The sequence below is a fragment of the Paenibacillus sp. FSL R10-2199 genome, from assembly GCF_038000235.1.
In the GTDB taxonomy this organism is placed as follows: domain Bacteria; phylum Bacillota; class Bacilli; order Paenibacillales; family Paenibacillaceae; genus Paenibacillus_AQ; species Paenibacillus_AQ phytohabitans.
Genome location: NZ_JBBOBO010000001.1, coordinates 1,681,441 through 1,707,977 on the forward strand (window position 1 = coordinate 1,681,441; position 26,537 = coordinate 1,707,977).

Genomic DNA, 26,537 nt, shown 5'->3' on the forward strand with positions numbered 1-26,537 from the left:
CAATCACGTAATATTGGGAACCCATGAAGTTCAAAGTAGGAAAATTGAGGTGAAGAAATGATACAAAAATCAATTCCGAGTCTTTTTACCATCGGTAATCTGATGCTTGGAATGTTTGGTATCATGATGGCGTTTGACGGTAAGCTGAGCATGGCCGCTATCATGGTGATTATCGCTATGCTGCTCGACGGGCTCGATGGCCGTGTTGCGCGCGCGCTGAAGTGTGAGAGTGAGTTCGGCAAGGAGCTGGATTCCTTATCCGATGTAGTTTCTTTCGGTGTGGCACCAGCGCTGATCATGTATCTCACAAGCCTGCAGGATTTGAACTCTGCACTAGGATGGACTATTACAGCGATTTTCCCGGTGTTTGGGGCTTTGCGTCTGGCCCGGTTTAATGTCCGCCCGGGGATTCCGGGATATTTTGTAGGATTGCCGATTCCTGCTGCAGGTGGCGTTCTGGCCACGCTGGCACTTTTTCATAAAGATGTATCTGCACCGTTTATGATTGTCGCTACCCTGCTGCTGTCTTACCTGATGGTTAGCACGGTGAAGTACCCTAACTTCAAGAAGATCGGCTTCCCCAAAAAGGCAGTTATAGGTGCACCTGTAGTAATTGTGATCGCCGTAGCGGTAGCCGTTGTTTTCCCTGAACAGATTGCCAAGCTGATCTTTGCTTTGCTTGCGTTATATGCCCTATACGGGTTCAGGCAGAGTCTGGGCCTCTTGACAGCCCGTCGTCAACGCCGCCGCAGGAAGAGACATGCGGAAGATAAGGTGTATCACTCCAAGAACGGATAGTCCTAACTACGTAATTATTACTTTTTTAATCTATACAGAAAAGGCTGTGCCCTCCCTGACTCAGGAGAAGGCACAGCCTTTTCTGTATTTGTAACGGATGAAGGAGAGCGCGGGCTGCCCTAGGACAAGTTAAATAATCCGAGTGTAGCGCATTTTTGAGATTCCTTTGACACAACCTCGTCCATATTAATATCGAGCAAATTGCAAAGTGCAGACATATAGAACAGCTCGCGGCCCAGTTCTGAGGCAATGACTTCCCGGCAGTTCTCACACAGTTCACCTTCAAGGTGGGTTCCGGCAAGCTCTTTGGCTTGTTCAAGTCCCAAAGCCGGTTCGAAGACCTGCTTAGTTGCGTGCAGCTGAATGCAGCCGCATTCAGTAATGGATTTGACGACAGCTCGGTTGACGGATGCACTGCTCTGTCCGTTCTTGGACATTACATCCAGAAGACTGCGGTGACGGAGCAGCAGTTCGGAAACTTGATCCTGGAAAGCCTGTAAACTTGGTGCGCTCATTTTCCATTCACCCCTGGGTTCGTAATTGAGTTCATTATATGCCAGGGTCTCCCCTGTTTTCAACAAGGAATAGAAGTTTACGGCAGGCTTTGCAGACCAGGGAATTAATGGATTCAGAAAAAATAACGGCCCCCCGGATTATCGTCCTGAAAATTGGAACATACTGGTGAGGTATAGATGATTTTTGGATGAATAGAAGGAGGTGCTGGTTATGTGGAAAAAGATTATTTTGACGCTTGCCGGGTTATGTGGAGCCTGGTCCGGTTATTCGCTATATCATGCGGCAGAAAGAGGGTTCCCGAAGGGCATGGGGAAACTGGGTGATAGCTTGCCTGTGGAAGGAAGCATTTTGTTTGCGGTGCTGGGTGCCATTATTTTTTTGATTGCGGGGACGTTATGCGCGGATTGGGCGAGTACAAAACTGCAGGAGGCGGTTCAGTATTGTTCGCGTATACCGATGAGCGAACTCGCTGCAGGCGCTGCAGGGCTTACAGGAGGTCTGCTGCTGTCACTGCTGCTGTATCCAGTCATGGCCTGGCTGGGCAAGGCCGGAGAGCTGCTGCAGGTGGCAGCAACCCTGGCTCTGGGTTATATGGGCCTGCGGATCGGGCTGGAGAAGAAGGAAGAGCTGGCTTCGCTATGGACTACCGGACGCTGGGGACGTTCTGCTGAACCGGAGGGACGGGGACCTGAGGAGCATAAGATTCTTGATACGAGCGTTATTATCGATGGCCGGATTGCCGATATCTGCAAAACGGGTTTCATTGAAGGAACCATCGTTATTCCCGAGTTTGTTCTTGAGGAGCTTCAGCATATCGCGGATTCGTCAGATCTGCTGAAGCGCAACCGCGGGCGCAGAGGGCTTGATATCCTAAACAAGATTCAGAAAGAGCTGGATGTCAAAGTGCTGATCTACGAAGGTGATTTCGAGGAGATTTCCGAAGTGGACAGCAAGCTGGTCAAGCTGGCTAAGGTGCTGCATGGCAAGGTTGTCACCAATGACTTCAATCTCAACAAGGTTTGCGAGCTCCAGGGCGTATCGGTGCTGAATATTAACGATCTGGCCAACGCGGTGAAGCCGGTGGTTCTGCCTGGTGAGGAAATTATTGTGCAGGTGATCAAAGACGGCAAAGAACATGGACAAGGCGTGGCTTATCTTGACGACGGCACCATGATTGTCGTGGAAGGCGGCCGTGATTATATCGGCACTACGATGGAGGTCCTGGTTACCAGTGTGCTACAGACTTCCGCAGGCCGGATGATTTTTGCCAAACCGAAGCTGCTGGAAAAAGCGCAATAAGGGTAAATCAGCCCCTGGAGCGGTCTTATAGGCTTGGAAATGCCGTCCAAACACGTTATGATGGGGATATACGTGAAAGACAGGAGCCGAAAGAATGTCAAACAGTGTAGGCGCCGTTATAGTGGCGGCAGGCAGAGGGACACGAATGGGAACGGCAGAGAGCAAACAATATCTGCTGCTTCAGGGCAAACCGATTATCGTGCATACCCTGGAGGTATTCCAGAAGCATGAACTCATCTCTGAAATCGTGCTTGTCACCGGTGAAGAGGATGTGCAGCGCTGCCGGCAATGGGTACAGGCCTACAAGCTGGACAAAGTGTCTGTTGTTATTCCGGGAGGGGCTGAACGCCAGCACTCGGTACGCCGGGGACTGGGAGAACTTACGACCACCTGGGTAATGGTACATGATGGTGTCCGGCCTTTCGTACAGGGCAGTGAGATTGAAGCTTGTTATGAACGGGCCAGATCTGCCGGAGCCTCTGTGCTTGCAGTTCCGGTTAAGGATACGATCAAGCAGGTGGATGGCGAAGGCAATGTGCTGTCTACGCCGGACCGGCGAAGTCTGTGGGCGATTCAGACCCCGCAGACTTTTCGTCTGTCCGAACTGTTGTCAGCCTATGACGAGGCAGAACGTGACGGCTTCCTCGGTACAGATGACTCCAGTCTGGCGGAACGCAGCGGAATTACCGTTTCTGTAGTAGAAGGAAGCTACAGGAATATTAAGATTACGACACCGGAAGACCTGGATTTCGCTGAATTCACAGAAAGAAGCAGGGGAGAGGAACAGAGATGATCGCTGTAGGACAAGGATTTGACGTGCATCAGCTGGTGGAAGGAAGGCCGTGTATTATTGGGGGAGTGACTATTCCCTATGAGAAGGGGTTACTGGGACACTCTGACGCGGATGTGCTCCTGCATGCAGTAAGCGATGCTATACTTGGGGCGCTTGGACTTGGGGATATCGGCAGACATTTTCCAGATACCGATCCTGCCTTCAAGGATGCAGACAGCCTGAAGCTGCTGGAGCATGTATGGGCGCTTGCCCGTGACCGGGGATACCGGCTGGGAAATATAGATTCGACCATCATTGCCCAGAAACCCAAAATGGCGCCTTATATTCCGCAAATGACCGAGGTTATTGCCCGTGCACTGGATGCGGACCTCTCAAAGGTCAATGTAAAAGCGACAACTACCGAGCAGCTCGGCTTCGCCGGACGCGGAGAAGGAATTGCCGCACAATCTATTGTCTGTCTGCTCCAAGATGTGATATCATCTTGAGATGGCTGAAGTAACAACAGCCTAATTTTAACCAATATGAAGCGGAGGGAAACCCATGACGGATCAAGTCCGGGTGCGTTACGCACCGAGCCCTACGGGACATTTACATATCGGAAATGCCAGAACGGCGTTGTTTAACTACCTGTTCGCCCGCAATCTGGGCGGCAAATTCATTATCCGGATCGAAGATACAGACCTTAAGCGTAATATCGCAGAAGGTGAAGAAAGCCAGTTGAAATATTTGAAATGGCTGGGAATGGACTGGGATGAGAGCGTAGATGTAGGCGGCGGATATGGCCCTTACCGCCAGACAGAACGTCTGGATCTGTACCGTGTCTACTGGCAGGATCTGCTGGACCGCGGCCTTGCTTACCGCTGTTATTGTACAGAAGAGGAGCTGGAAGCAGAGCGTGAAGAGCAGACCGCACGCGGCGAAACCCCGCGTTATTCCGGCAGACACCGTAATCTGACGGAAGAGCAGCGCCTTGCCTATGAGGCGGAAGGCCGTATTGCCAGCATCCGTTTCCTGGTTCCGGAAGACCGTACTTATACCTTCAATGATATTGTTAAAGGCAGCATTTCGTTCAACACCAAAGAAATGGGCGACTTTGTCATCGTGAAGAAGGATGGTATTCCAACCTATAACTTCGCTGTAGCTGTAGATGACCATTTGATGGCCATCTCCCATGTGCTGCGCGGGGAAGACCATATCTCCAACACGCCGCGTCAGCTCATGATCTATGAAGCTCTTGGCTGGGAAGCGCCGCTGTTCGGCCACATGACACTGATTGTCGGCGATGACCACAAGAAGCTGAGCAAACGGAATGAATCGATCATTCAGTTTATCGAGCAGTATGACCAGCTTGGCTATCTGCCGGAAGCGCTCTTCAACTTCATCACATTACTCGGCTGGTCGCCGGAGGGTGAGGAGGAGATTTTCAGCAAGGAACAGCTGATCTCTATCTTCACTGCCGACCGTCTGTCGAAGAGCCCGGCTGTATTCGATACGAACAAGCTGGCACATCTCAATAATCACTATATCAAGCATGCCGATCCTAAGCGGATCGCGGCACTTGCTATTCCCCATCTGCAGAAGGCGGGACGTCTGCCGGAGGTTCTGAGTGATGAGCAGCAGATCTGGGCGGAAAGCCTGGTTGCGCTGTATCAGGAACAGATGAACTCCGCTTCGGATATTGTGGGGCTCTCCGAGCTCTTCTTCCGCAGCCATCTGGAACTGGAGACGGAAGCGGCACAAGTACTTGCCGAAGCCCAGGTTCCTGAAGTGCTCTCCGCTTTTCTCGCTAAAGTGGAAGCTGCTGAGGATTTCAGCGCTGCCAATATGGCTGTGCTGATCAAAGAAGTCCAGAAGGAAACCGGACACAAAGGCAAGGCGCTGTTTATGCCGATCCGTGTCGCTCTAACCGGTCAGATGCATGGCCGTGATTTGAATGCGACCATCGCGCTGCTTGGCCGGGACCGGGTCATCGAACGTCTGAAATCGCAGATCAAAGGCGCATAAACCGGGGGATATGAGGGTAGAGCCCCTTGTCAGCCCTGTGGCTTTTCGCTAAGATAGAAGAATATAATAACTAATAATAGCTGTGATCAGGAAAAGTACGCGTATACGGGCAATTGCCAGAGAGAATAACCGCTGAGGGAGATGTCCCTTGCAGGCTGGGAGTTATTCATTTGTCTGCCGCTGAACATGCACCTGTGAGCTGCACGGTTGAGCGTCCCTGTCTGTCAGGGGACAGTAGACTGTGCCGGGGACGTTGCCGTTACAGACGCCAAGAGGAACACCGCATGCACCTGCCGCGAAGTTAACGGCAGTCTGATTGTGCGTATGTTCAAGCAGAGTGGGACCACGGTTAAACGTCTCTGCAGCATAATGCTGCAGGGGCGTTTTTTGTTGAAATATAAGGATACCGATTGAATGCTCACAGCATACAGATGAATAGAGCAAGTGGGCTGAAGACACTATCTTCCTTTGCGCACCTGTAAACAGGAGGTGGGGAAGTCAAAGAAGAGGGGAACCGTGATGTTTAAGCATATCAAGTCGGACATTCGGGCAGTATTCGACAACGATCCCGCTGCCCGCAGCAAGTTCGAGGTTGTCTTCACCTACGCCGGGCTTCATGCGATCTGGGCACACCGGATTGCCCACTCTTTTTATAAACGCCGCTGGTTTACACTGGCACGCATCGTATCGCAGATGAGCAGATTTATGACCGGAGTGGAAATTCATCCGGGTGCGGTTGTCGGCAGCCGGTTGTTCATCGACCATGGAATGGGTATAGTCATTGGTGAAACCTGTGAGATTGGTGACGATGTCATTATCTATCAGGGGGTCACACTTGGAGGGACAGGGAAAGAAAAGGGCAAACGCCATCCTACCGTCGGCAACAATGTTGTCATTGGCTCCGGTGCCAAAGTACTGGGATCGTTTAGAATCGGCGATAATTGCAATATCGGCTCCAATTCAGTGGTTCTGCGCGAAGTGCCCAGCAACAGCACCGTTGTTGGAAATCCCGGACGCGTGGTTAAGCGCAACGGGGAACGCGTGTCCGACCGGCTGGATCATACCCAGATGCCGGATCCGCTGATTGATTCCCTGCGTTTCCTGCAGAAGGAAATCGAAGAGCTGCGCGAGCAGATGGGGTCTGAAGACAAGCAGAAGAAGGAACAGCGGCGGCTGGAGAGCCAGCAGTATATCGGCGATTATGAAATATAACCATATGGAGATTCAAGAGAATCCAGGGGGAACAGAAAGGATTGGGAACAGAATGGCTGTACAGATTTATAACACAATGACACGGAGCAAGGAAGAATTCGTACCGCAGGAGCCTGGCAAAGTAAAAATGTATGTATGCGGTCCAACCGTCTACGGTTATATGCATATCGGTAATGCCAGACCGGTTATCGTTTTTGATATGGTCCGCAACTACCTGGAGGCGCTCGGCAATGAAGTCCGCTATCTGACGAACTTTACCGATGTGGATGATAAAATGATCCGCAAAGCGGAAGAAATGAACATTACTGTAGCTGAGGTTGCAGAAATGTTCATCTCCGCCTATCAGGAGGATCTGGCCGGACTTGGTGTAAAGCCGGCAACAATGAATCCGCGCGTTACAGAGAGCATGGACAAGATCATTGAGTTCATTAAGGAGCTTGAGGAGAAGGGATATGCTTACGAGAACGGCGGAGATGTGTACTACCGGACCGGCAAGTTTGCCAATTATGGCAAGCTGTCAGGCCAGAATCTGGAGGAGCTGCGCTTCGGTATCCGTGTCGAGGTGGATTCACGCAAGGAGAACCAGGAGGATTTTGTGCTCTGGAAGGCAGCCAAGCCGGGTGAGGTACACTGGTCCAGTCCATGGGGAGAGGGGCGTCCGGGCTGGCATATTGAGTGCTCGGCAATGGTCCGCGAATATTTGGGTACAACGATCGACATCCATGGCGGCGGTGAGGATTTGAAGTTCCCGCACCATGAGTGCGAATGCGCGCAAACAGAAGTACTGACGGGTGAGCCGCTGTCGAAGTATTGGATGCACAACGCATTTTTGAACATTGGTGATGAGAAAATGTCGAAATCACTTGGAAACGGTCTGCTTGTGAAGGATATTCGTGCACGCTTCAAAGCGGGGACTATCCGTTATTTCATGCTTTCAAGCCATTACCGCAATCAGCTGAACTTCTCGGAGGAAGCACTGCTGTCTGCTGAAAAAAGCGTGGAGCGCATCACTACGGCAGCAGGTAATGTGAAGCATCGCCTTGAACTGGATACGGACGGGGCAGACGGAGGGGCAAGTCCACAGATTGTGGAACGCCTGGCAGCTATTGTTGGCAATTTCCACGCCAGAATGCAGGATGATTTCAATACGCCGGATGCGATTACCGCTCTGTTTGACTGGGTAAGCCTGGCCAATTTGACGCTTGCTGATAATGACGCTCATTCCGCAGACTTTGCAGCACTGCTGAAGGCTTTTGCCGAGATGAATTCAGTACTGCGCCTTAGTCCGGAGGCGGATGAAGAGGTCGCCAGTGAAGAGGTTGAGCGTCTAATTGCTGAACGCGCTGAAGCGCGCAAGAATAAGAACTGGAGCCGGTCCGATGAAATCCGCGATGAGCTGAATGCTCTGGGCATCCTGCTGGAAGACACTCCACAGGGAATGCGGTGGCGGCGTAAATGAGCGGGCAGTTTGATCTGAACAGCGCATGGTTCCCGTATGAACCGTCCAAGCCGGCCCGTTTGCTCTCGCCAATTGTTCTGGCGTATGCAGGAGATGCCATTTATGAAGTGGCTGTGCGGCAGTATCTGATTTCGCTGCCCAATCTGCGTCCGAATCATCTGCACCGCTCGGCAACGGGACTGGTCTCGGCCAAAGCCCAGAGCACGATTCTTGCCTACCTTGAGCCGGTGCTTACGGAGGAAGAGAAGGATGTGGTAAGACGAGGGCGCAATGCCAAGTCCGGCACGATTCCCAAAAACGCGGATGTGCTGGAATACCGCCACGCGACTGCTTTTGAATGCCTGATCGGGCATTTGTATTATACAGGACAGCAGGCGAGAATCCAGGAGCTTGTTCACAGCAGCATCGAATACATGTTGAACCGGACCAAGTGAGTTTAAACAGGCCGCGGAGTTTATAGTTATATATGGGTACTTAGAACAGGAGACATGAACATGGAAGAATTGAGAACGGAAGAGGAAATACTGGCGGGCAAGCATTCAGTCCTTGAAGCGCTTCGTGCCGGCCGGACACTGAACAAAATATGGATCGCCGAAACTGCACAAAAGCACTTAACGGCACCTATCGTCGCTGAAGCCCGCAAAGCAGGCATTGTAATTCAGCATGTAGATAAGCGGAAGCTGGATCAGCTTGCACCGGGAGTTCAGCATCAAGGGGTGGTAGCGCAGGCGGCACCGTTTGCCTACACCGAGGTTGCTGATATTCTTGCGGCTGCTGAAGCCAAAGGGGAACCGCCTTTTCTTCTTTTGCTGGATGAAATTGAGGACCCTCATAACCTGGGATCTATCTTGCGTACTGCCGACTGCACCGGTGTGCATGGTGTCATTGTACCGAAACGGCGTTCGGCGCAGATTACAGCAACAGTATCCAAAACCTCTGCCGGTGCAGTGGAATATGTGCCTGTTGCACGCGTAACCAATCTGGGCCAGACGATAGACCGCCTGAAGGAACTAGGGGTGTGGGTGGTTGGAACCGATGTGGATACGGATCAGAATCTCTTCGGATCTGATATTTTTACCGGACCGGTAGCAGTGGTTATCGGCAATGAGAATAAAGGAATGGGCCGCCTGATCCGTGAAAAATGCGATGTGCTGCTGAAGCTGCCGATGGCGGGAAGAATCAACTCTCTTAATGCTTCCGTAGCAGCCGGTGTAATTATGTACGAGGTGCTCCGCCGCCGGCAAGAACAGGGATAACTATGGCAGACTGGCGCGATATACTGCTCGTGGACGGATACAACATGATCGGCGGCTGGCCGGAACTTGCGGCGCTGTCGCAGACCGGCATGCAGGGGGCACGCGACCGGCTGCTCGATATGCTGGCCGATTATCAGGCATTCTCCGGGCTGCGCGTCATAGCCGTATTCGATGCATACCGTGTGCCGGGACTTGGACGGTCGTTTGTACAGGGGAAAGTCCAGGTCTTCTTCACTAAGGAAAAGGAAACGGCAGATGAATGCATTGAGCGGCTGGTGGGAGAATTCACTCACCGCCGCAGACAGATTTCTGTGGCGACCAGCGATTTTGTGGAGCAGCATGTTGTTTTTGCACAAGGGGCGCTCCGGATCTCGGCAAGAGAACTGAGACTGGAGATTGAAGAGAATCATAAACAGGTTAAAAAGGCTATTGAACCGGGAAGTGTAAGCAGCACCCGTCACTCCCTGGAAGACAAGCTGCCTCCGGAAACGCGGAAACGTCTTGAAGACTGGCGCAGGCAGTAATTAAGAAATGCCATAATATGTTATAGAAGATTGTTTTTGGACAATCTTCGGTTGACGTTGTAAGGTAACATAATATATACTGATCCTATATTTTGCGAAGTAACGATGTGTCTTGCGTTGCAGCCGGGGGGATTCTTGGTGAGTGTCGACCTCAAGGAATTAATGCTATCCGAGTATGATTTCATAAGTGATGAAGAAATTGTCGAGATCTTCCGTGGTGGCGACAGTGGCGCATTGGAACATTTAATCAACAAGTACCGTAATTTCGTACGTGCCAAGGCTCGTTCCTATTTTTTGATCGGGGCAGATCGTGAAGATATTGTACAGGAAGGCATGATTGGCTTATATAAGGCAATTCGTGACTTCAAGGGGGACAAGCTTTCCTCGTTCAAGGCGTTTGCCGAGCTGTGCATCACCCGACAGATTATAACTGCCATTAAGACGGCGACCCGCCAGAAGCATATTCCGCTGAACTCATATGTCTCGCTCGACAAACCCATCTATGATGAGGATTCCGACCGGACGCTGATGGATGTGATTTGCGGAACGCAGGTGCTTGATCCTGAAGAACTGATTATCAACCAGGAGGAGTTCATCGGACTGGAAGATAAGATGGCGGAGATCCTTAGTGATCTGGAACGCAAGGTTCTGATGCTCTATCTGGATGGACGGTCCTATCAGGAAATTGCTGAGGACTTGAAACGGCATGTGAAGTCTATTGACAATGCTCTGCAGCGAGTGAAACGTAAGTTGGAAAGATATCTGGAAGTGCGTGACAATTAATGATATAATGAACTAGAAAGGCTCGGGACTCGAGTCTTTTTTTAGTGTCCCGCAAGATTTCGGCGTGATGGAAGTGTAATTTGTTCAGACAACAGTAGGCTGCAGGTTTATACCATGGCGGAATGATCCATAATGGTAGTGAAGACAGCGAGTGATGAAGGAATACTCAAGACCAAAGATTATGTACGGCACCAGGCTACACCACCCGGAAAAACCCAGTGCGATGGGGGAATTCTTTCGTTGACACGGGCAATGATATTATGCTAAAGTGTTTTAGGTAGGCCTAAATTCGCGGCTTTTTTTTGAATCAATATTTGCGTCTTCTAATTTAACGGTTAGAAGTACGTCTTCGGGAGGTGCATATCATGCGGGTAATTATCACTTTAGCTTGTACAAGTTGCAAACAAAGAAACTATGCAACAACCAAAAACAAGCGAAATCACCCCGACCGCTTGGAGATGAAGAAATTTTGCAAGTTTTGTAACGAGCAAACTCCTCATCGCGAAACCAGATAGTCTTTGGAGGTGTAGTCGGCGTGAAACGTAGTTTCAAGTCTTTGTTTTCCTTTTTCACTGAGAGCTGGAGTGAACTCAAAAAGGTTCGCTGGCCTAGCCGTAAGGAACTGAAAAACTATACATTGATCGTTCTCGGTACAATTGTAGTTATCGCTCTTTACTTCTGGGTTCTGGACATCGGTATTTCCGCTGTGATTGAAGCGATTATTTAGAGAGGTCCCAGGTGGCTTGATATGGAAAAAAGATGGTATGTCGTTCATACCTATTCCGGGTATGAGAATAAGGTCAAGGCCAATTTGGAAAAACGCGTTGAGTCCATGGGCATGGAAGACAAAATATTCCGCGTTCTTGTTCCTATGGAAGAAGAACTGGTAAACAAGGATGGCAAGAAAAAAACTGTCATGCGCAAAGTTTACCCTGGTTACGTTTTGGTCGAAATGGTTCAGACTGATGATTCCTGGTATGTAGTCCGCAATACGCCGGGCGTTACCGGATTTGTCGGTTCAACTGGTTCGGGCTCCAAGCCTACCGCTCTGCTCCCTGAAGAGGTTGAACAAATTCTGAAGCATATGGGCATGGTTGAACCTAAAGCGAAGATTGATTTCGAAATTAAGGAATCCGTACGTATTATGGTCGGTCCGTTTGCGAATTTTGTGGGCTCCGTGGAAGAGATTTTGGCAGACAAAAGCAAGATCAAGGTACATGTCAACATGTTTGGACGGGAAACCCCGCTCGAGTTGGATTTCACTCAAGTGGAGAAGATATAACAAGCGCAAGGGTTTCTTGTGGGAGAATGCTGCTTAGCATTCGAATACCACTATTTACGCAAGGAGGTGTCACTCATGGCTAAAAAAGTTATTAAAATGGTGAAACTGCAGATTCCTGCAGGGAAAGCGAATCCAGCGCCTCCAGTAGGTCCGGCGTTAGGTCAAGCAGGTGTCAACATCATGGCATTCTGTAAGGAATTCAACGCTCGTACTGCCGACCAGGCTGGCCTGATCATCCCGGTTGAAATTACAGTATTTGAAGACCGTTCCTTTACCTTCATCACTAAAACTCCTCCGGCTGCTGTTCTGCTTCGCATCGCTGCAAAAGTAGAAAAAGGATCCGGTGAACCAAACAAGAAAAAAGTAGCAAAACTCGGCCGCGCAGCGGTTCGTGAAATTGCTGAAACAAAAATGCCCGATCTGAACGCTGCATCTATCGAAGCTGCAATGCGTATGGTTGAAGGTACTGCCCGCAGTATGGGTATCACAATCGAAGACTAATATGTATTCGATGAACCGGTCATTCATGACCGCAATATGTGGGAGGAATTTCCGCTAACACCACAAAGGAGGAACATTTTCATGGCTAAACATGGTAAGAAATACCAAGAATCTGCTAAGCTGATCAACAGCGAAGCAACTTACGAGCCTTCAGAAGCTGTAGAGCTTGTGAAAAAGGCAGCAACTGCTAAATTCGACGAAACCGTTGAAGCAGCAGTTCGTCTGGGTGTAGACCCGCGTAAACAAGACCAAGCTGTTCGTGGTGTTGTTGTCCTGCCTCACGGCACAGGCAAAACTCAACGCGTGCTTGTATTTGCAAAAGGTGAAAAAGCGAAAGAAGCGGAAGCTGCTGGCGCGGATTTTGTTGGTGATGCTGATATGATCAACAAAATTCAACAGGGCTGGTTTGAATTCGACGTCTGCGTAGCTACACCTGATATGATGAGTGAAGTCGGTAAACTGGGTCGTCTGCTCGGTGGTAAAGGCCTCATGCCTAACCCTAAAGCAGGTACAGTTACTTTCGACGTTACCAAGGCTGTTCAAGAAATCAAAGCCGGTAAAATCGAATATCGTCTTGACAAAGCGGGTCAAATTCACGCGCCAATCGGCAAAGTGTCTTTCAACGCTGAACAACTGAACGAGAACCTTAAATCTCTCATCGACGCTCTGAACCGTGCGAAACCGGCTGCTGCTAAAGGTGTATACCTTAAAGGCATCGCTATTTCGTCCACAATGGGACCTAGCGCTCGCGTGAACGCAGCTGCTTTCAGATAATTAAGGGTTGACTCTTTGAGTCATCTTTGATAATCTATAACAGTTGTGAACATTAAGGTGATCAATCTTGAATTCGAATATGCTTACCGTAGACAGTAGGTGCCGTAGGGCTTAATTTCCTACCGAGGTGTTGTGATAGAAACAAAAAGTAACAGGCTCGCCTGACTGCTTTCCGTTTTATCAAGCCTTCGTGAATCTGCGGAGGCTTTTCTAATGCCTGCGTAGGAACGACGCGGATTCTCCGGAAGAATCGCCGTCACATAAATTTTCAGGAGGTGTATACAATTGGCAAATGCAAAAGTAATCCAAGCTAAACAGGATGCGGTTGATGTTGTAACTGGCAAACTGCAGAACAGTATCTCTACTGTTGTTGCGGACTACCGCGGATTGAACGTTTCGCAAGTGACTGAACTGCGTAAGCAGCTTCGTGAAGCTGGCGTTGATTTTCAAGTCCTGAAGAACACATTGCTTCGCCGTGCAACTGCAGCGGCTGAGTTGACTGATCTGGACGCTGTCCTGACTGGTCCTACAGCGATCGCTTTCAGTGAAACTGATGCGGTAGTAGCAGCCAAAATTTTGAACGACTTCGCTAAGAAGAACGACGCTCTGAAACTTAAAGGCGGCGTTGTAGAAGGTCGCGTTATCGACGCTGACCAACTGAAAGCACTGGCTGAGCTTCCATCCCGCGATGGTTTGCTGTCCATGCTGCTTAGCGTGCTTCAAGCTCCAATCCGCAACTTCGCGCTTGCAGTTAAAGCTGTTGCTGAAAAAGAAGAACAAAGCGCGTAAGCCTTTGCTTCTAGCTTCATAATCAATACCACAAACCAATTCAAATATAATGGAGGTTCAATCATGAGCAAAGAAACAATCTTGGAAGAAATTAAAGGCATGAGCGTATTGGAACTGAACGATCTGGTTAAAGCAATCGAAGAAGAATTCGGCGTAACTGCAGCAGCTCCAGTAGCAGCTGGCGGCGCAGTAGCAGCTGTTGAAGAAGAACAATCCGAATTCGACGTAATTTTGACAGGCGCTGGCGCTTCCAAAATCAACGTTATCAAAATCGTTCGCGAAATCACAGGTCTTGGCTTGAAAGAAGCTAAAGACGTTGTAGACAACGCTCCAAAAGCAATCAAAGAAAAAGTAAGCAAAGAAGAAGCAGAAGCTACTAAAGCAAAATTGGAAGAAGCAGGCGCTTCTGTAGAAGTAAAATAATTTGATTTAAGTAGGTACTGCCCCGGATATGAAGTGATTCTTTCCGGTTCTTGCAACCCCCTTGAACTTGTTCAAGGGGGTTGCTCTATAAGATATGCTTTGTATATTAGAGCCAAGTGAAAGGGAGGATTGTATGTCGCAGCATTATTACTCGCAGCAGCCGGAAGCACGTCATGACAGACGCAGCATCGATACGGTACTGAGAGGCAAAAGCCTCCGCTTTACAAGCGACGCCGGTGTTTTTTCCAAAGGGGATATTGATCATGGCAGCCGAGTTCTGATCGAAGCAATGGAAATTCCGGATGGGGCAGAGGTGCTGGATGTTGGCTGTGGTTACGGCCCTATGGGGATTAGTGCAGCACTCCTCACTCCCAAGGGACATGTGACGATGATTGATATCAACAGCCGTGCTGTAGAGCTTGCCCGCGAGAATGCGCAGCATAACGGAATCCGCAATGTTACGGTTATGGAAAGTGATGTACTGTCTGCGGTGAAGGGGCGTACATTCGATGTGATTCTTACCAATCCGCCGATTCGTGCAGGCAAGGCTGTAGTACATGAGATTTTTGAGCAGGCACATGCGCATTTGAATGAGGGTGGAAGTCTGTGGATAGTCATCCAGAAGAAGCAGGGCGCACCATCGGCCGCCGCCAAGCTAGAAAGCTTGTTCTCGGATGTGGAAGAAGTGGGGAAAGACAAGGGTTATCGCATTATCAGAGCGAAGAAGTAAAAAAATATTAATACTTATTGACATGCAATGTTGATAGTGTTATTATTATAAAATGTCAGTATTAAGCTAGGCTCCATGTCTTTAGTTTGCTGAAATGTCAAGTGATATATTGTCGCCCGGTAAGCGCATGCCGTACGGCAGGTTTTTGCGAATTCCGTTCTCTATGTTCCTGTCACGGCGAAGGTCGCCGGGACAATAGATAATAGCGCATAAACTGTTGCTTGGTGACGTATAATACGCACGTTTTGGGCAAATCTACTGGATAAGGAGTATTTTGGCCGTGGATAGATGCGCTCTTTTTTCGAAAGATTTCGATAAGGGGCTTTTCTGTATTTATGGCTGAATCCTTGTGTTATGGTTCCATTATACGGGTCCAAACAAGGGTTCGCAATCAATTTTTAAGTGAGTAGACATGAGGGGTGAGTAAAGTTGGCAGGACATCTTGTTCAGTATGGTCGACGCACTCGGCGGAGCTATGCGAGAATTAACGAGGTACTCGAGGTCCCGAACCTGATCGAGATCCAACAAAAATCTTATGACTGGTTTTTGGAGGAAGGATTGCGGGAAATGTTCCAGGACATCTCGCCGATCCAGGATTTCACAGGGAATTTGGTACTAGAGTTCATTGATTACAGCCTGGGTGAACCGAAGTATACGGTTGACGACGCTAAAGAGCGAGACGTAACATATGCGGCTCCTCTGCGTGTGAAGGTGCGTCTCATCAATAAGGAGACCGGTGAGGTCAAAGAGCAGGAAGTGTTCATGGGAGATTTCCCGCTGATGACGGAAACCGGCACTTTTATTATCAATGGTGCGGAACGGGTTATTGTCAGCCAGTTGGTTCGCTCTCCAAGCGTCTATTTCAGCACAAAAGTGGATAAGAACGGCAAAAAAACCTACACCGCCACAGTAATTCCGAATCGCGGAGCTTGGCTGGAGCTGGAGACCGACGCTAAGGACATCATGTATGTCCGTATCGACCGGACCCGTAAGATCCCGGTAACCGTGCTTCTGCGTGCTCTAGGCTTCGGCAGTGATGCTGAAATTCTGGAACTGCTTGGCAATGATGAATATATTCGCAATACGCTGGATAAAGACAACACGGACTCCACGGAGAAGGCGCTTATTGAAATTTACGAGCGTCTGCGTCCGGGCGAACCACCGACACTTGACAATGCCAAGAGCCTATTGGTCGCACGTTTCTTTGATCCGAAACGTTATGATTTGGCCAATGTAGGCCGTTACAAAATCAATAAAAAGCTGCATATCAAGAATCGTCTGTTCAATCAGCGTCTGGCACAGCCTTTGGTTGATGAATCTACAGGAGAAATCCTGGCAGAATCCGGCCAGATGGTTGACCGCCGCCTGCTTGATGAGCTGATTCCTTATTTCGAGAAGAATGTAGCTGGCAAGAACTACCGTGTTACCGGCGGGGTTATGGACAGTGAAGATATTCCGCTGCAGACCATTGACGTATTCTCGCCAATTGAAGAAGGCCGGATTATCAAACTGATCGCCAATGGCAACATTGACAAGTCGGTCAAGCATATTACCCAGGCTGATATTATATCCTCAATCAGCTACTTTATTAATTTGCTGCACGGTATCGGTAATACAGATGATATCGACCACTTGGGTAACCGCCGTCTGCGTTCTGTAGGTGAATTGCTGCAGAATCAGTTCCGCATCGGTCTGTCCCGTATGGAGCGCGTGGTGCGGGAGAGAATGTCGATTCAGGACGCCAATGCGATTACACCGCAGGCACTGATCAACATCCGTCCGGTTATCGCGTCCATCAAAGAGTTCTTCGGTAGTTCGCAGCTGTCCCAGTTTATGGATCAGACGAACCCGCTTGCTGAACTTACACACAAACGCCGTCTGTCGGCACTCGGACCCGGCGGTCTGACCCGTGAACGCGCAGGCTTTGAAGTCCGCGACGTACATCACAGTCACTACGGCCGTATGTGTCCTATCGAAACACCGGAAGGTCCGAATATCGGTCTGATCAACTCCTTGTCCACCTTTGCACGCATCAATGAATACGGCTTTATCGAAGCTCCGTATCGTTGGGTGGATCCAAAGACTGGCAAGGTTACAGAACAAATCGATTACCTGACTGCCGATGAAGAAGATAACTATGTAGTCGCCCAGGCGAATGTACAGATTGATGAGCATGGTACATTTAAGGAAGACATGGTTATCGTCCGTTACAACAAAGATTCAGATAACATTACTACAATGCCTAGTAACCGTGTTGACTACATGGACGTTTCACCTAAGCAGGTTGTGTCGGTCGCTACGGCGCTCATTCCGTTCCTTGAGAACGATGACTCCAACCGTGCACTGATGGGATCGAACATGCAGCGGCAGGCCGTTCCGCTTCTGATTCCGAAAGCTCCGCTTGTCGGCACAGGGATGGAACATAAATCCGCCAAGGATTCGGGCGTATGTATTGTCTCCAAATATGACGGTATTATCGAACGCTCCTCTGCCAATGAAATCTGGCTGCGCCGTGTAGAGGCAGTTGAAGGCAAGGAAGTTAAAGGCGATATCGTTAAATATAAATTACACAAATTTATGCGTTCGAACCAAGGTACCTGTATTAATCAGCGTCCTCTGGCTAAACGTGGCGATATTGTTAAGAAAGGTGACATCCTGGCAGACGGACCTTCCACAGAAATGGGCGAACTTGCTCTTGGCCGCAACGTAGTTGTTGCGTTCATGACTTGGGAAGGTTACAACTACGAGGATGCGATCCTGTTGAGTGAGAAGCTGGTTAAGGAAGATGTATACACTTCGATCCATATCGAGGAATACGAATCCGAAGCCCGTGACACCAAGCTGGGACCTGAAGAGATCACGCGTGATATTCCAAACGTTGGTGAAGAGGCACTCCGCAATCTGGATGAGCGCGGAATCATCCGTATCGGTGCGGAAATCAATGCCGGTGACATTCTGGTTGGTAAAGTTACTCCAAAGGGTGTAACTGAACTAACTGCTGAAGAACGCCTGCTGCACGCTATCTTCGGTGAGAAGGCCCGTGAAGTCCGCGATACCTCCCTGCGCGTTCCGCATGGTAGTGATGGTATTATCGTTGACGTTAAGGTGTTCACCCGTGAGAACGGCGATGAGTTGCCTCCTGGTGTGAATCAACTGGTTCGTGTCTACATCGCTCAGAAACGTAAGATTTCTGAAGGTGACAAGATGGCCGGACGTCACGGTAACAAGGGTGTCGTTGCCCGCATTCTGCCTGAAGAAGATATGCCGTTCCTTCCGGACGGTACACCGGTACAGGTTGTCCTGAACCCGCTGGGCGTACCTTCGCGTATGAACATCGGACAGGTGCTGGAAGTCCATATCGGTATGGCGGCACTTCGTCTGGGTATCCACGTAGCTACTCCGGTATTCGACGGAGCCCGTGAGTATGACGTGTTTGATACGATGGAAGAAGCAGGCATGCAGCGTAATGGTAAGACTGTGTTGTATGACGGACGTACAGGCGAGCGCTTCGAGCGTGAAGTTACTGTCGGCGTCATGCACATGATCAAGCTTGCGCACATGGTTGACGATAAGATTCATGCCCGTTCTACAGGTCCTTACTCACTCGTTACACAGCAGCCACTGGGCGGTAAAGCTCAGTTCGGCGGACAGCGTTTCGGGGAAATGGAAGTGTGGGCACTTGAAGCTTACGGCGCGGCGTATACACTGCAAGAAATTTTGACTGTGAAATCCGATGACGTGGTCGGCCGTGTGAAAACGTACGAATCCATCGTCAAAGGTGAAAATGTTCCAGAACCGGGTGTTCCGGAATCGTTCAAGGTATTGATCAAGGAGCTGCAGTCGCTGGGTATGGATGTCAAAATCCTTAGCGGTGACGAGCAGGAGATCGAGATGAAGGAACTGGACGATGAGGACGAGACGTCAGGCGACAAGCTGAGCCTCAATTTGGAAGGCGCAGAAGTCGGCATAGAGTAGTTCACCAGCAAGCCACTAATTTCATTACACAAAGGACCGCGCCCTCTGTTGACTTACCGTCAAGAGAGGGCTGTGGTACTAAATCAGGATATAGGTTAAGGAGGGTTGCTCCTTGTTGGACGTTAACAATTTTGAATTTATGAAAATCGGGCTCGCTTCCCCGGAAAAAATTCGTTCTTGGTCCCGCGGAGAAGTTAAAAAACCGGAAACCATTAACTATCGTACTTTGAAACCGGAAAAAGAGGGTCTTTTTTGCGAACGCATCTTTGGGCCGCAAAAGGACTGGGAATGTCACTGTGGTAAATACAAACGCGTCCGTTATAAGGGCGTTGTGTGCGACCGCTGCGGCGTGGAAGTTACCCGCGCTAAAGTCCGCCGCGAACGTATGGGCCACATCGAGCTGGCAGCTCCGGTATCTCATATCTGGTATTTCAAAGGTATTCCGAGCCGTATGGGTCTGGCACTGGATATGTCTCCAAGATCGCTCGAAGAGATTATCTACTTTGCATCTTATGTTGTAACCGATCCGGGTGAAACTCCTCTGGAGAAGAAACAACTGCTGTCTGAGAAAGAATACCGCAGCTACCGTGAGAAATACGGCTACGGGTTCCAGGCTGGCATGGGTGCTGAAGCCGTCAAAAAACTGCTTCAGGATATCGATATCGATAAAGAACTGGAATTCCTCAAAGAAGAGCTGCGCACGGCCCAAGGCCAGCGCCGTAACCGGGCGATCAAACGTCTGGAAGTTATTGAGGCCTTCCGCAACTCCGGCAACAAGCCAGACTGGATGATCATGGATGTGCTCCCGGTTATTCCTCCGGAGCTTCGCCCTATGGTTCAGCTCGACGGCGGCCGTTTTGCTACGTCTGACCTTAATGATCTGTACCGCCGCGTAATTAACCGTAACAACCGTCTGAAAAGACTGCTGGATCTCGGCGCTCCTGATATTATCGTGCAGAATGAGAAACGGATGCTTCAGGAAGCTGTTGATGCCCTGATCGACAATGGCCGCCGCGGCCGTCCTGTAACAGGTCCTGGTAACCGTCCGCTCAAATCTCTCAGCCATATGCTGAAAGGTAAACAAGGACGTTTCCGCCAGAACTTGCTCGGTAAGCGCGTTGACTATTCCGGACGTTCCGTTATCGTCGTAGGACCTTACCTCAAGATGTACCAATGCGGTCTTCCGAAGAAGATGGCACTGGAACTCTTCAAACCGTTTGTAATGAAAGAATTGGTTAATAAGGGCCTTGCCCATAACATCAAGAGCGCGAAACGTAAGGTTGAGCGCGTAAGTCCTGAAGTCTGGGATGTACTTGAAGAAGTGATCAGAGAGCATCCGGTTCTGCTGAACCGTGCCCCTACGCTGCATAGACTGGGTATACAGGCGTTTGAACCGATTCTGGTAGAAGGTCACGCGATCCGTCTTCACCCGCTCGTATGTACGGCTTACAATGCCGACTTTGACGGTGACCAGATGGCGGTACACGTTCCTCTATCCGCTGAAGCTCAAGCTGAAGCCCGTATCCTCATGCTAGCATCCGGTAACATCCTGAACCCTAAAGATGGTAAGCCGGTTGTTACACCTTCCCAGGATATGGTCCTTGGTACGTTCTATCTGACCATGGATAACAAGGAAGAAAAGGGAACAGGTATGATTCTGCGTACCGTGAATGAAGCTGTTTCAGCTTACCAACGCGGAACCGCTGGTCTGCATGCACGTGTTGCTATTCCTGTTAAGGCACTGGGTAAAACCAACTTTACAGAGGCACAGCAGAATGCATTACTGATTACAACAGTGGGTAAGATTATCTTCAACGAAATCTATCCAAGCAGTTTCCCATACATCAATGAAGCCACCAAAACAAACCTGCTGCAAGGCACACCAGAGAAGTACTTCATCTATGAAAAAGGCGCGGATATCCGCGAATTGATCATGGCTGCTCCGGAAGCCAGTGCTGTAGGTAAAGAATATCTGGGCTTAATCATTGCCCGCTGCTTCGAAACCTATCACACTACCAAAACTTCAGTGATTCTGGATAAAATTAAGCAACTCGGCTTTACGTACTCTACACGTTCCGGTGTTACGGTTGCCGTATCAGACGTTATCGTGCCTGAGGAAAAAGCTACAATTCTTAAAGAATCCGAAGCTAAGGTTGATGTAGTAGCGAATCAATACCGCCGTGGTCTGATTACTAATGATGAACGGTATGACCGTGTTATCGAGATCTGGTCGAAGACTAAGGATGAACTTACGAACGTCCTGCTGAAATCGATGGACCGTTTCAACTCCATCATGCTCATGGTTGACTCCAAGGCGCGTGGTAACAAATCGCAGATCACCCAGCTCGGTGGTATGCGTGGTCTGATGGCTACACCTTCGGGCCGGATTTTCGAATTGCCAATCAAAGCGAACTTCCGTGAAGGTCTGACCGTCCTCGAGTACTTTATCTCCACTCACGGAGCGCGTAAAGGTCTGGCCGATACAGCGCTGCGTACAGCGGATTCCGGGTACTTGACACGCCGTCTCGTTGACGTGGCACAGGACGTAATCGTCCGCGAAGAAGATTGCGGTACCGATAAAGGCTTCACCGTCAGCCGGATTCAAGATGGCAAGGAAGTTATTGAGGATCTCTACGACCGTATTGAAGGCCGTTATTCCTTTGAGACTGTCCGTCATCCGGAAACGAAGGAAATCATCGTTCACCGTAACGATCTGATTGACTCCGATAAGGCCGAGGAAATTGTGAATTCTGGGGTTACCAAACTGCAGATCCGCTCTGTACTCAGCTGCCGTGCCCGTCATGGGGTCTGCAAGAAGTGCTACGGACGTAACCTGGCAACAGGTAAATTCGTGGAAATCGGGGAAGCTGTCGGCATTATTGCTGCACAATCCATCGGTGAACCAGGAACACAGCTTACCATGCGTACATTCCATACCGGCGGTGTTGCCGGAGACGATATCACGCAAGGTTTGCCGCGTATCCAGGAGTTGTTTGAAGCCCGTAACCCTAAAGGTCAGGCAACAATCAGTGAGATTGACGGGGTAGTTAAGGAAATTCGTGAAACTAAGGACCGTCGTGAAATCGAAGTCCAGGGTGAAGCGGAGTCCAAGACCTATTCTATCACTTACGGTTCCCGTCTGCGTGTCAGTGAAGGCCAGGAGATTGAAGCCGGCGATGAATTGACAGACGGTTCTATTGACCCTAAAGAAATGCTGCGTATCAAAGGGATCCGCGGGGTACAGAACTACATTCTGCAAGAAGTACAGCGTGTATACCGTAACCAGGGCGTTGAGATCAATGATAAGCACATTGAAGTTATGATTAAGCAGATGCTGCGCAAAATCCGTATTATCGATGCTGGAGATACCACTCTCCTGCCGGGTGCTTTTGCGGATATTCATGAATATGAAGCAGCCAACAAGGAAGCTATCCTGTCTGGTAAAGAACCTGCAGTTGCTAAGCCAGTACTGCTCGGTATTACCAAAGCCTCTCTGGAAACAGACTCCTTCCTGTCTGCTGCCTCTTTCCAGGAAACTACCCGTGTCTTGACGGATGCAGCAATTAAGGGTAAAGTGGATAAGTTGCTCGGTCTTAAAGAAAATGTTATCATCGGTAAGCTGATTCCTGCAGGTACAGGTATGAATCGTTACCGTAATGTTAAGCTTAGTGATCCGAATGAAGAAAGCAAGCAAGCCGCTTTAGAAACGGTTCCAGCTGAGTAATAAATAATCATCGCATTCAGCATTCGCGTCACGTGACAACCTTGCGTGACGCGGCTGTCTGTTATGAATATTAATAAAATTATTGCTGTTTTTCTTGACATCGTGTGCTGAGGATGCTAATATGTCTAAGGTGCGTGAGTAGCCTTGTCATTCTTGTTCAGTGGAGGTAATGTTTTTCATGACTGATGATAGAGGGTTACAGGATGCTCAGGTCAAGATCGGTTCCAAACAAACCGTCAAGGCGGTGGAGTTGGGCCAAGCCGCAGAAGTCTATGTGGCGGAGGACGGAGATCAACGGCTTACTTCCAGAATTGTTATGCTTTGCGGCAAACAAGGTGTGAAGGTCACATATGTGGACACCATGCTGAATTTGGGCAAGGCCTGCGGTATAGAAGTTGGTGCTGCTATGGCAGCCGTCTTAAAACAATAGCAACAAGAGAACGTTTTTGTACCGGGGTACACTTCGGCAGCAAGGACTTTTCATTTGTCTTTTTATGAACCACCTGGGTCTGTGGACTTAATGTTTGTAAATTGACTATCATTTCAGGAAGGGGGTGGCACAACATGCCAACTATTAATCAACTGGTTCGTAAAGGCCGTCAAGCCAAAATCGAAAAATCCAAATCTCCCGCTCTTCAAAAAGGGTTCAACGCCCTCAAGCGTGAGGCTACAAATTTGAGCGCCCCGCAGAAACGCGGTGTGTGCACTCGTGTAGGCACAATGACTCCACGTAAACCAAACTCAGCACTTCGTAAGTATGCCCGTGTTCGTTTGACGAACCGTCTTGAGGTGACTGCTTACATTCCGGGTATCGGACACAACCTTCAAGAGCACAGTGTAGTATTGCTGCGCGGAGGTAAAGTTAAGGACCTTGCAGGAGTTCGTTACCACATCGTTCGTGGTGCACTTGATACTGCAGGTGTTGCTAACCGGATGCAAGCTCGCTCCAAATATGGTGCGAAACGTCCTAAGGCTAAGAAATAAGACAAGCATATCCGAATAATAACCATTTAAGAAAGGGGGATATCCATGCCACGCAAAGGTCCAGTTACTAAGAGAGATGTATTGCCAGATCCATTGTATAATAGCAAGTTGGTTACTCGTTTGATCAACCGTATTATGCTGGGTGGTAAAAGAGGTGTCGCTCAAAGCATTTTGTACAATTCGTTCAAGTTGATTCAGGAACGTACAGGTAAAGAACCGATGGAAGTTTTCGAAGCTGCCATCAAGAACATCATGCCTGTATTGGAAGTTAAAGCTCGTCGTGTCGGCGGTGCTAACTACCAGGTACCTATCGAGGTTAAACCTGAAAGACGTACTGCTTTGGGATTACGTTGGCTTGTAAACTACTCACGCAACCGCGGTGAGAAGACTATGGAAGAGCGTTTGGCGGCTGAGATTATCGATGCTTCCAACAACACAGGCGCTTCCGTTAAGAAACGTGAAGACACGCACAAAATGGCTGAAGCGAACAAAGCGTTTGCTCACTACCGCTGGTAGGATTATAGCCGTTCAAATAACTTCTATTTTGAAAGGAGATCCATTTCATGTCAAGAGAGTTCTCCTTAAAAAATACACGTAATATCGGGATCATGGCACATATTGATGCTGGTAAAACTACCACTACTGAGCGGATTCTTTTCTACACAGGCCGTACGCACAAAATCGGTGAAGTTCACGAGGGCGCTGCTACAATGGACTGGATGGAACAAGAACAGGAGCGCGGAATTACGATTACTTCCGCTGCTACGACCGCTGCATGGAAGGGCCACCGCATCAATATTATTGATACCCCTGGGCACGTTGACTTCACTGTTGAAGTTGAACGTTCCCTTCGTGTATTGGATGGGGCAGTTGGTGTATTTAGTGCGAAAGAGGGCGTAGAGCCTCAGTCCGAAACCGTATGGAGACAGGCTGACCGTTACGGCGTTCCCCGTATCGCTTATGTGAACAAAATGGATATCATCGGTGCAGACTTCCTGAACGTTATCGACAGTATGCGTGACCGCCTGCAAGCCAACGCAATTGCAATTCAATTGCCAATTGGTGCCGAGAACGACTTCACGGGTATCATTGACCTTGTTGAGCAAAAAGCTCACATGTTCAAGGATGACCTGGGACAGAACATCGAAGTTACTGATATTCCTGCTGATTATTTGGAACAAGTTGAAGGACTGCGTCTCGAGTTGATCGAGAAGGTTGCAGAACTTGACGAAGATCTGACTATGAAGTATCTGGAAGGCGAAGAAATCACAGTGGATGAGATTAAGGCAGCATTGCGCAAAGGCGTATGTGATGTTAAGATCTTCCCTGTAATTGTCGGATCCTCCTATCGTAACAAAGGTGTTCAGCTCATGATGGATGCTGTTGTTGATTACTTGCCATCCCCACTGGATGTACCGGCTATTCAAGGTCATCTGGATGACGGTACAGAAGCGGTTCGTCACTCTTCGGATGAAGAACCATTCGCAGCACTGGCATTTAAAATCATGACTGACCCTTATGTAGGTAAACTTACGTTCTTCCGCGTATACTCCGGTGTACTGGAATCCGGTTCTTATGTAGTTAACGCTACCAAGAACAAACGTGAGCGTATCGGCCGTATCCTGCAAATGCATGCAAACAGCCGCCAAGAAATCTCCATTGTATACTCCGGTGATATCGCGGCAGCAGTTGGTCTGAAGGACACAAGTACCGGCGATACACTTTGCGACGAGAAACATCCGGTTATCCTGGAATCCATGAACTTCCCTGATCCGGTTATCGAAATCGCAGTTGAACCAAAAACCAAAGCTGACCAAGATAAGCTCGGCGTAGCTCTCGGAAAGTTGACTGAAGAGGATCCTACTCTTCGTGCTCACACTGATGAAGAAACTGGCCAAACTATCCTGGCAGGTATGGGTGAGCTTCACCTGGATATTATCATCGACCGTATGCGCCGCGAATTCAAGGTAGAAACCAACGTGGGTAAACCACAGGTTGCTTACCGTGAAACATTCAAAGCACCAGCACGTGTTGAAGGTAAATTCGTTCGCCAATCCGGCGGTCGCGGTCAGTATGGTCACGTATGGGTTGAATTTGAACCTCTCGAGCCGGGTACTGGCAGCAAGTTCGAAAGTAAAGTTGTCGGTGGTTCTGTTCCTAGAGAATACATCGCTCCTGCACTTGCCGGTATTGAAGAGCAAATGAAAAACGGCGTTATTGCAGGCTTCCCGCTTGTTGACGTTAAGGCTACCATCGTAGATGGTTCCTATCATGATGTTGACTCCAACGAAATGGCGTTCAAAATCGCCGGCTCGATGGCACTCAAAGCAGCTAAAGACAAGTGTAAACCTGTCCTGCTTGAGCCAATCATGAAAGTGGAAGTAACTGTTCCTGAGGAATACATGGGCGATGTAATGGGTATGTTGAACTCCAGACGCGGACGGATCGAAGGTATGGATTCCCGTGGCGGTGCGCAAATTATCCGTGCAAAGGTACCTCTTTCCGAAATGTTCGGATACTCCACAACACTTCGTTCCGGTACTCAAGGACGCGGCGTATTCTCAATGGAACTTTCTCACTATGAAGAAGTACCTAAATCCATTGCTGAAGAAATCGTAGCCAAGAACAAAGGCGGAGAATAAATTCAATTTTTAACTTGCCGTCCGGGTATATCACATAAGTCATCTAAGAATTGCATGTAGGCGGGCGGC

Annotated in this window: 26 protein-coding genes and 1 other annotated feature; of the genes, 25 read left to right on the top strand and 1 reads right to left on the bottom strand. The window is 49.2% G+C overall.

Annotated features, from left to right (window positions below):
• The first annotated feature begins 57 nt into the window (after positions 1-57).
• Entirely contained in the window at positions 58-798 is a 741-nt protein-coding gene (pssA, locus tag NYE33_RS07325; protein WP_039298546.1) for a CDP-diacylglycerol--serine O-phosphatidyltransferase, read from the top strand.
• A gap of 119 nt (positions 799-917) precedes the next feature.
• Here the strand turns inward: pssA and NYE33_RS07330 are convergent, their stop codons facing one another.
• Positions 918-1,313, bottom strand: coding sequence for a hypothetical protein (locus NYE33_RS07330; protein WP_039298549.1), 396 nt, complete (start codon positions 1,311-1,313; stop codon positions 918-920).
• Positions 1,314-1,524: 211 nt separating this feature from the next.
• Between NYE33_RS07330 and NYE33_RS07335 the strand changes: the two genes are divergently transcribed.
• The 24 genes from NYE33_RS07335 (at position 1,525) to fusA (ending at position 26,468) form a co-directional block, all read left to right on the top strand.
• Complete coding sequence (locus NYE33_RS07335) at positions 1,525-2,613, top strand: PIN/TRAM domain-containing protein (RefSeq protein ID WP_042140145.1); 1,089 nt, start codon at positions 1,525-1,527, stop codon at positions 2,611-2,613.
• Positions 2,614-2,707: 94 nt separating this feature from the next.
• On the top strand, positions 2,708-3,406 hold the full coding sequence (gene ispD / locus NYE33_RS07340) for a 2-C-methyl-D-erythritol 4-phosphate cytidylyltransferase (RefSeq protein WP_039298554.1): 699 nt from the start codon (positions 2,708-2,710) through the stop codon (positions 3,404-3,406).
• Entirely contained in the window at positions 3,403-3,891 is a 489-nt protein-coding gene (gene ispF, locus NYE33_RS07345; protein WP_042140144.1) for a 2-C-methyl-D-erythritol 2,4-cyclodiphosphate synthase, read from the top strand. Before ispD ends, ispF begins: the two co-directional genes overlap by 4 nt.
• 55 nt (positions 3,892-3,946) lie before the next feature.
• Complete coding sequence (gene gltX / locus NYE33_RS07350) at positions 3,947-5,410, top strand: glutamate--tRNA ligase (protein ID WP_341065307.1); 1,464 nt, start codon at positions 3,947-3,949, stop codon at positions 5,408-5,410.
• 519 nt (positions 5,411-5,929) lie between these two features.
• Complete coding sequence (gene cysE / locus NYE33_RS07355) at positions 5,930-6,622, top strand: serine O-acetyltransferase (RefSeq protein ID WP_039298562.1); 693 nt, start codon at positions 5,930-5,932, stop codon at positions 6,620-6,622.
• A gap of 52 nt (positions 6,623-6,674) precedes the next feature.
• The gene (cysS, locus tag NYE33_RS07360) at positions 6,675-8,081 is read left to right on the top strand and encodes a cysteine--tRNA ligase (protein WP_341065310.1); all 1,407 of its coding nucleotides are present in this window, start codon (positions 6,675-6,677) and stop codon (positions 8,079-8,081) included.
• Positions 8,078-8,515 carry a Mini-ribonuclease 3 gene (locus NYE33_RS07365; RefSeq protein ID WP_039298565.1) on the top strand — a complete coding sequence of 146 codons (438 nt, stop codon included), beginning with the start codon at positions 8,078-8,080 and terminating at the stop codon, positions 8,513-8,515. The genes cysS and NYE33_RS07365 overlap by 4 nt, the downstream gene beginning before the upstream one ends.
• Positions 8,516-8,575: 60 nt before the next feature.
• Positions 8,576-9,337, top strand: a complete 762-nt coding sequence (gene rlmB / locus NYE33_RS07370; RefSeq protein WP_042140140.1) for a 23S rRNA (guanosine(2251)-2'-O)-methyltransferase RlmB — start codon at positions 8,576-8,578, stop codon at positions 9,335-9,337.
• 2 nt (positions 9,338-9,339) lie between these two features.
• A complete protein-coding gene (locus NYE33_RS07375) occupies positions 9,340-9,861 on the top strand; it encodes an NYN domain-containing protein (protein ID WP_039298569.1) in 522 nt (173 codons plus the stop codon).
• Between the two features lie 138 nt (positions 9,862-9,999).
• Entirely contained in the window at positions 10,000-10,644 is a 645-nt protein-coding gene (sigH, locus tag NYE33_RS07380) for an RNA polymerase sporulation sigma factor SigH (protein ID WP_020427086.1), read from the top strand.
• Positions 10,645-11,009: 365 nt separating this feature from the next.
• On the top strand, positions 11,010-11,159 hold the full coding sequence (rpmG, locus tag NYE33_RS07385) for a 50S ribosomal protein L33 (RefSeq protein ID WP_074086515.1): 150 nt from the start codon (positions 11,010-11,012) through the stop codon (positions 11,157-11,159).
• Between the two features lie 20 nt (positions 11,160-11,179).
• A complete protein-coding gene (gene secE / locus NYE33_RS07390) occupies positions 11,180-11,371 on the top strand; it encodes a preprotein translocase subunit SecE (RefSeq protein WP_020427085.1) in 192 nt (63 codons plus the stop codon).
• Positions 11,372-11,392: 21 nt separating this feature from the next.
• Positions 11,393-11,926, top strand: a complete 534-nt coding sequence (nusG, locus tag NYE33_RS07395) for a transcription termination/antitermination protein NusG (RefSeq protein WP_020427084.1) — start codon at positions 11,393-11,395, stop codon at positions 11,924-11,926.
• 75 nt (positions 11,927-12,001) lie between these two features.
• Positions 12,002-12,427: a 50S ribosomal protein L11 gene (gene rplK / locus NYE33_RS07400; protein WP_020427083.1), complete on the top strand. Its 426-nt coding sequence runs from the start codon at positions 12,002-12,004 to the stop codon at positions 12,425-12,427.
• Between the two features lie 81 nt (positions 12,428-12,508).
• The gene (rplA, locus tag NYE33_RS07405) at positions 12,509-13,201 is read left to right on the top strand and encodes a 50S ribosomal protein L1 (protein WP_039298583.1); all 693 of its coding nucleotides are present in this window, start codon (positions 12,509-12,511) and stop codon (positions 13,199-13,201) included.
• Between the two features lie 68 nt (positions 13,202-13,269).
• Positions 13,270-13,422, top strand: a sequence feature (ribosomal protein L10 leader region).
• Positions 13,423-13,486: 64 nt separating this feature from the next.
• Positions 13,487-13,990: a 50S ribosomal protein L10 gene (gene rplJ / locus NYE33_RS07410; protein WP_039298586.1), complete on the top strand. Its 504-nt coding sequence runs from the start codon at positions 13,487-13,489 to the stop codon at positions 13,988-13,990.
• Positions 13,991-14,053: 63 nt separating this feature from the next.
• Positions 14,054-14,413 (top strand): 50S ribosomal protein L7/L12, encoded by a 360-nt coding sequence (gene rplL / locus NYE33_RS07415; RefSeq protein ID WP_039298590.1) that lies wholly within the window; start codon positions 14,054-14,056, stop codon positions 14,411-14,413.
• Between the two features lie 133 nt (positions 14,414-14,546).
• Complete coding sequence (locus NYE33_RS07420) at positions 14,547-15,143, top strand: class I SAM-dependent methyltransferase (RefSeq protein ID WP_039298593.1); 597 nt, start codon at positions 14,547-14,549, stop codon at positions 15,141-15,143.
• 429 nt (positions 15,144-15,572) lie between these two features.
• On the top strand, positions 15,573-19,118 hold the full coding sequence (rpoB, locus tag NYE33_RS07425) for a DNA-directed RNA polymerase subunit beta (RefSeq protein WP_039298596.1): 3,546 nt from the start codon (positions 15,573-15,575) through the stop codon (positions 19,116-19,118).
• Positions 19,119-19,230: 112 nt separating this feature from the next.
• Positions 19,231-22,842 (top strand): DNA-directed RNA polymerase subunit beta', encoded by a 3,612-nt coding sequence (gene rpoC / locus NYE33_RS07430; protein WP_042140138.1) that lies wholly within the window; start codon positions 19,231-19,233, stop codon positions 22,840-22,842.
• Between the two features lie 178 nt (positions 22,843-23,020).
• A complete protein-coding gene (locus NYE33_RS07435) occupies positions 23,021-23,272 on the top strand; it encodes a ribosomal L7Ae/L30e/S12e/Gadd45 family protein (protein WP_039298604.1) in 252 nt (83 codons plus the stop codon).
• Between the two features lie 134 nt (positions 23,273-23,406).
• Positions 23,407-23,826, top strand: coding sequence for a 30S ribosomal protein S12 (rpsL, locus tag NYE33_RS07440; RefSeq protein WP_020427075.1), 420 nt, complete (start codon positions 23,407-23,409; stop codon positions 23,824-23,826).
• A 45-nt stretch (positions 23,827-23,871) separates the two neighbouring features.
• The gene (gene rpsG / locus NYE33_RS07445) at positions 23,872-24,342 is read left to right on the top strand and encodes a 30S ribosomal protein S7 (protein WP_020427074.1); all 471 of its coding nucleotides are present in this window, start codon (positions 23,872-23,874) and stop codon (positions 24,340-24,342) included.
• Between the two features lie 47 nt (positions 24,343-24,389).
• On the top strand, positions 24,390-26,468 hold the full coding sequence (gene fusA, locus NYE33_RS07450) for an elongation factor G (RefSeq protein WP_042140137.1): 2,079 nt from the start codon (positions 24,390-24,392) through the stop codon (positions 26,466-26,468).
• Positions 26,469-26,537: the final 69 nt, after the last annotated feature.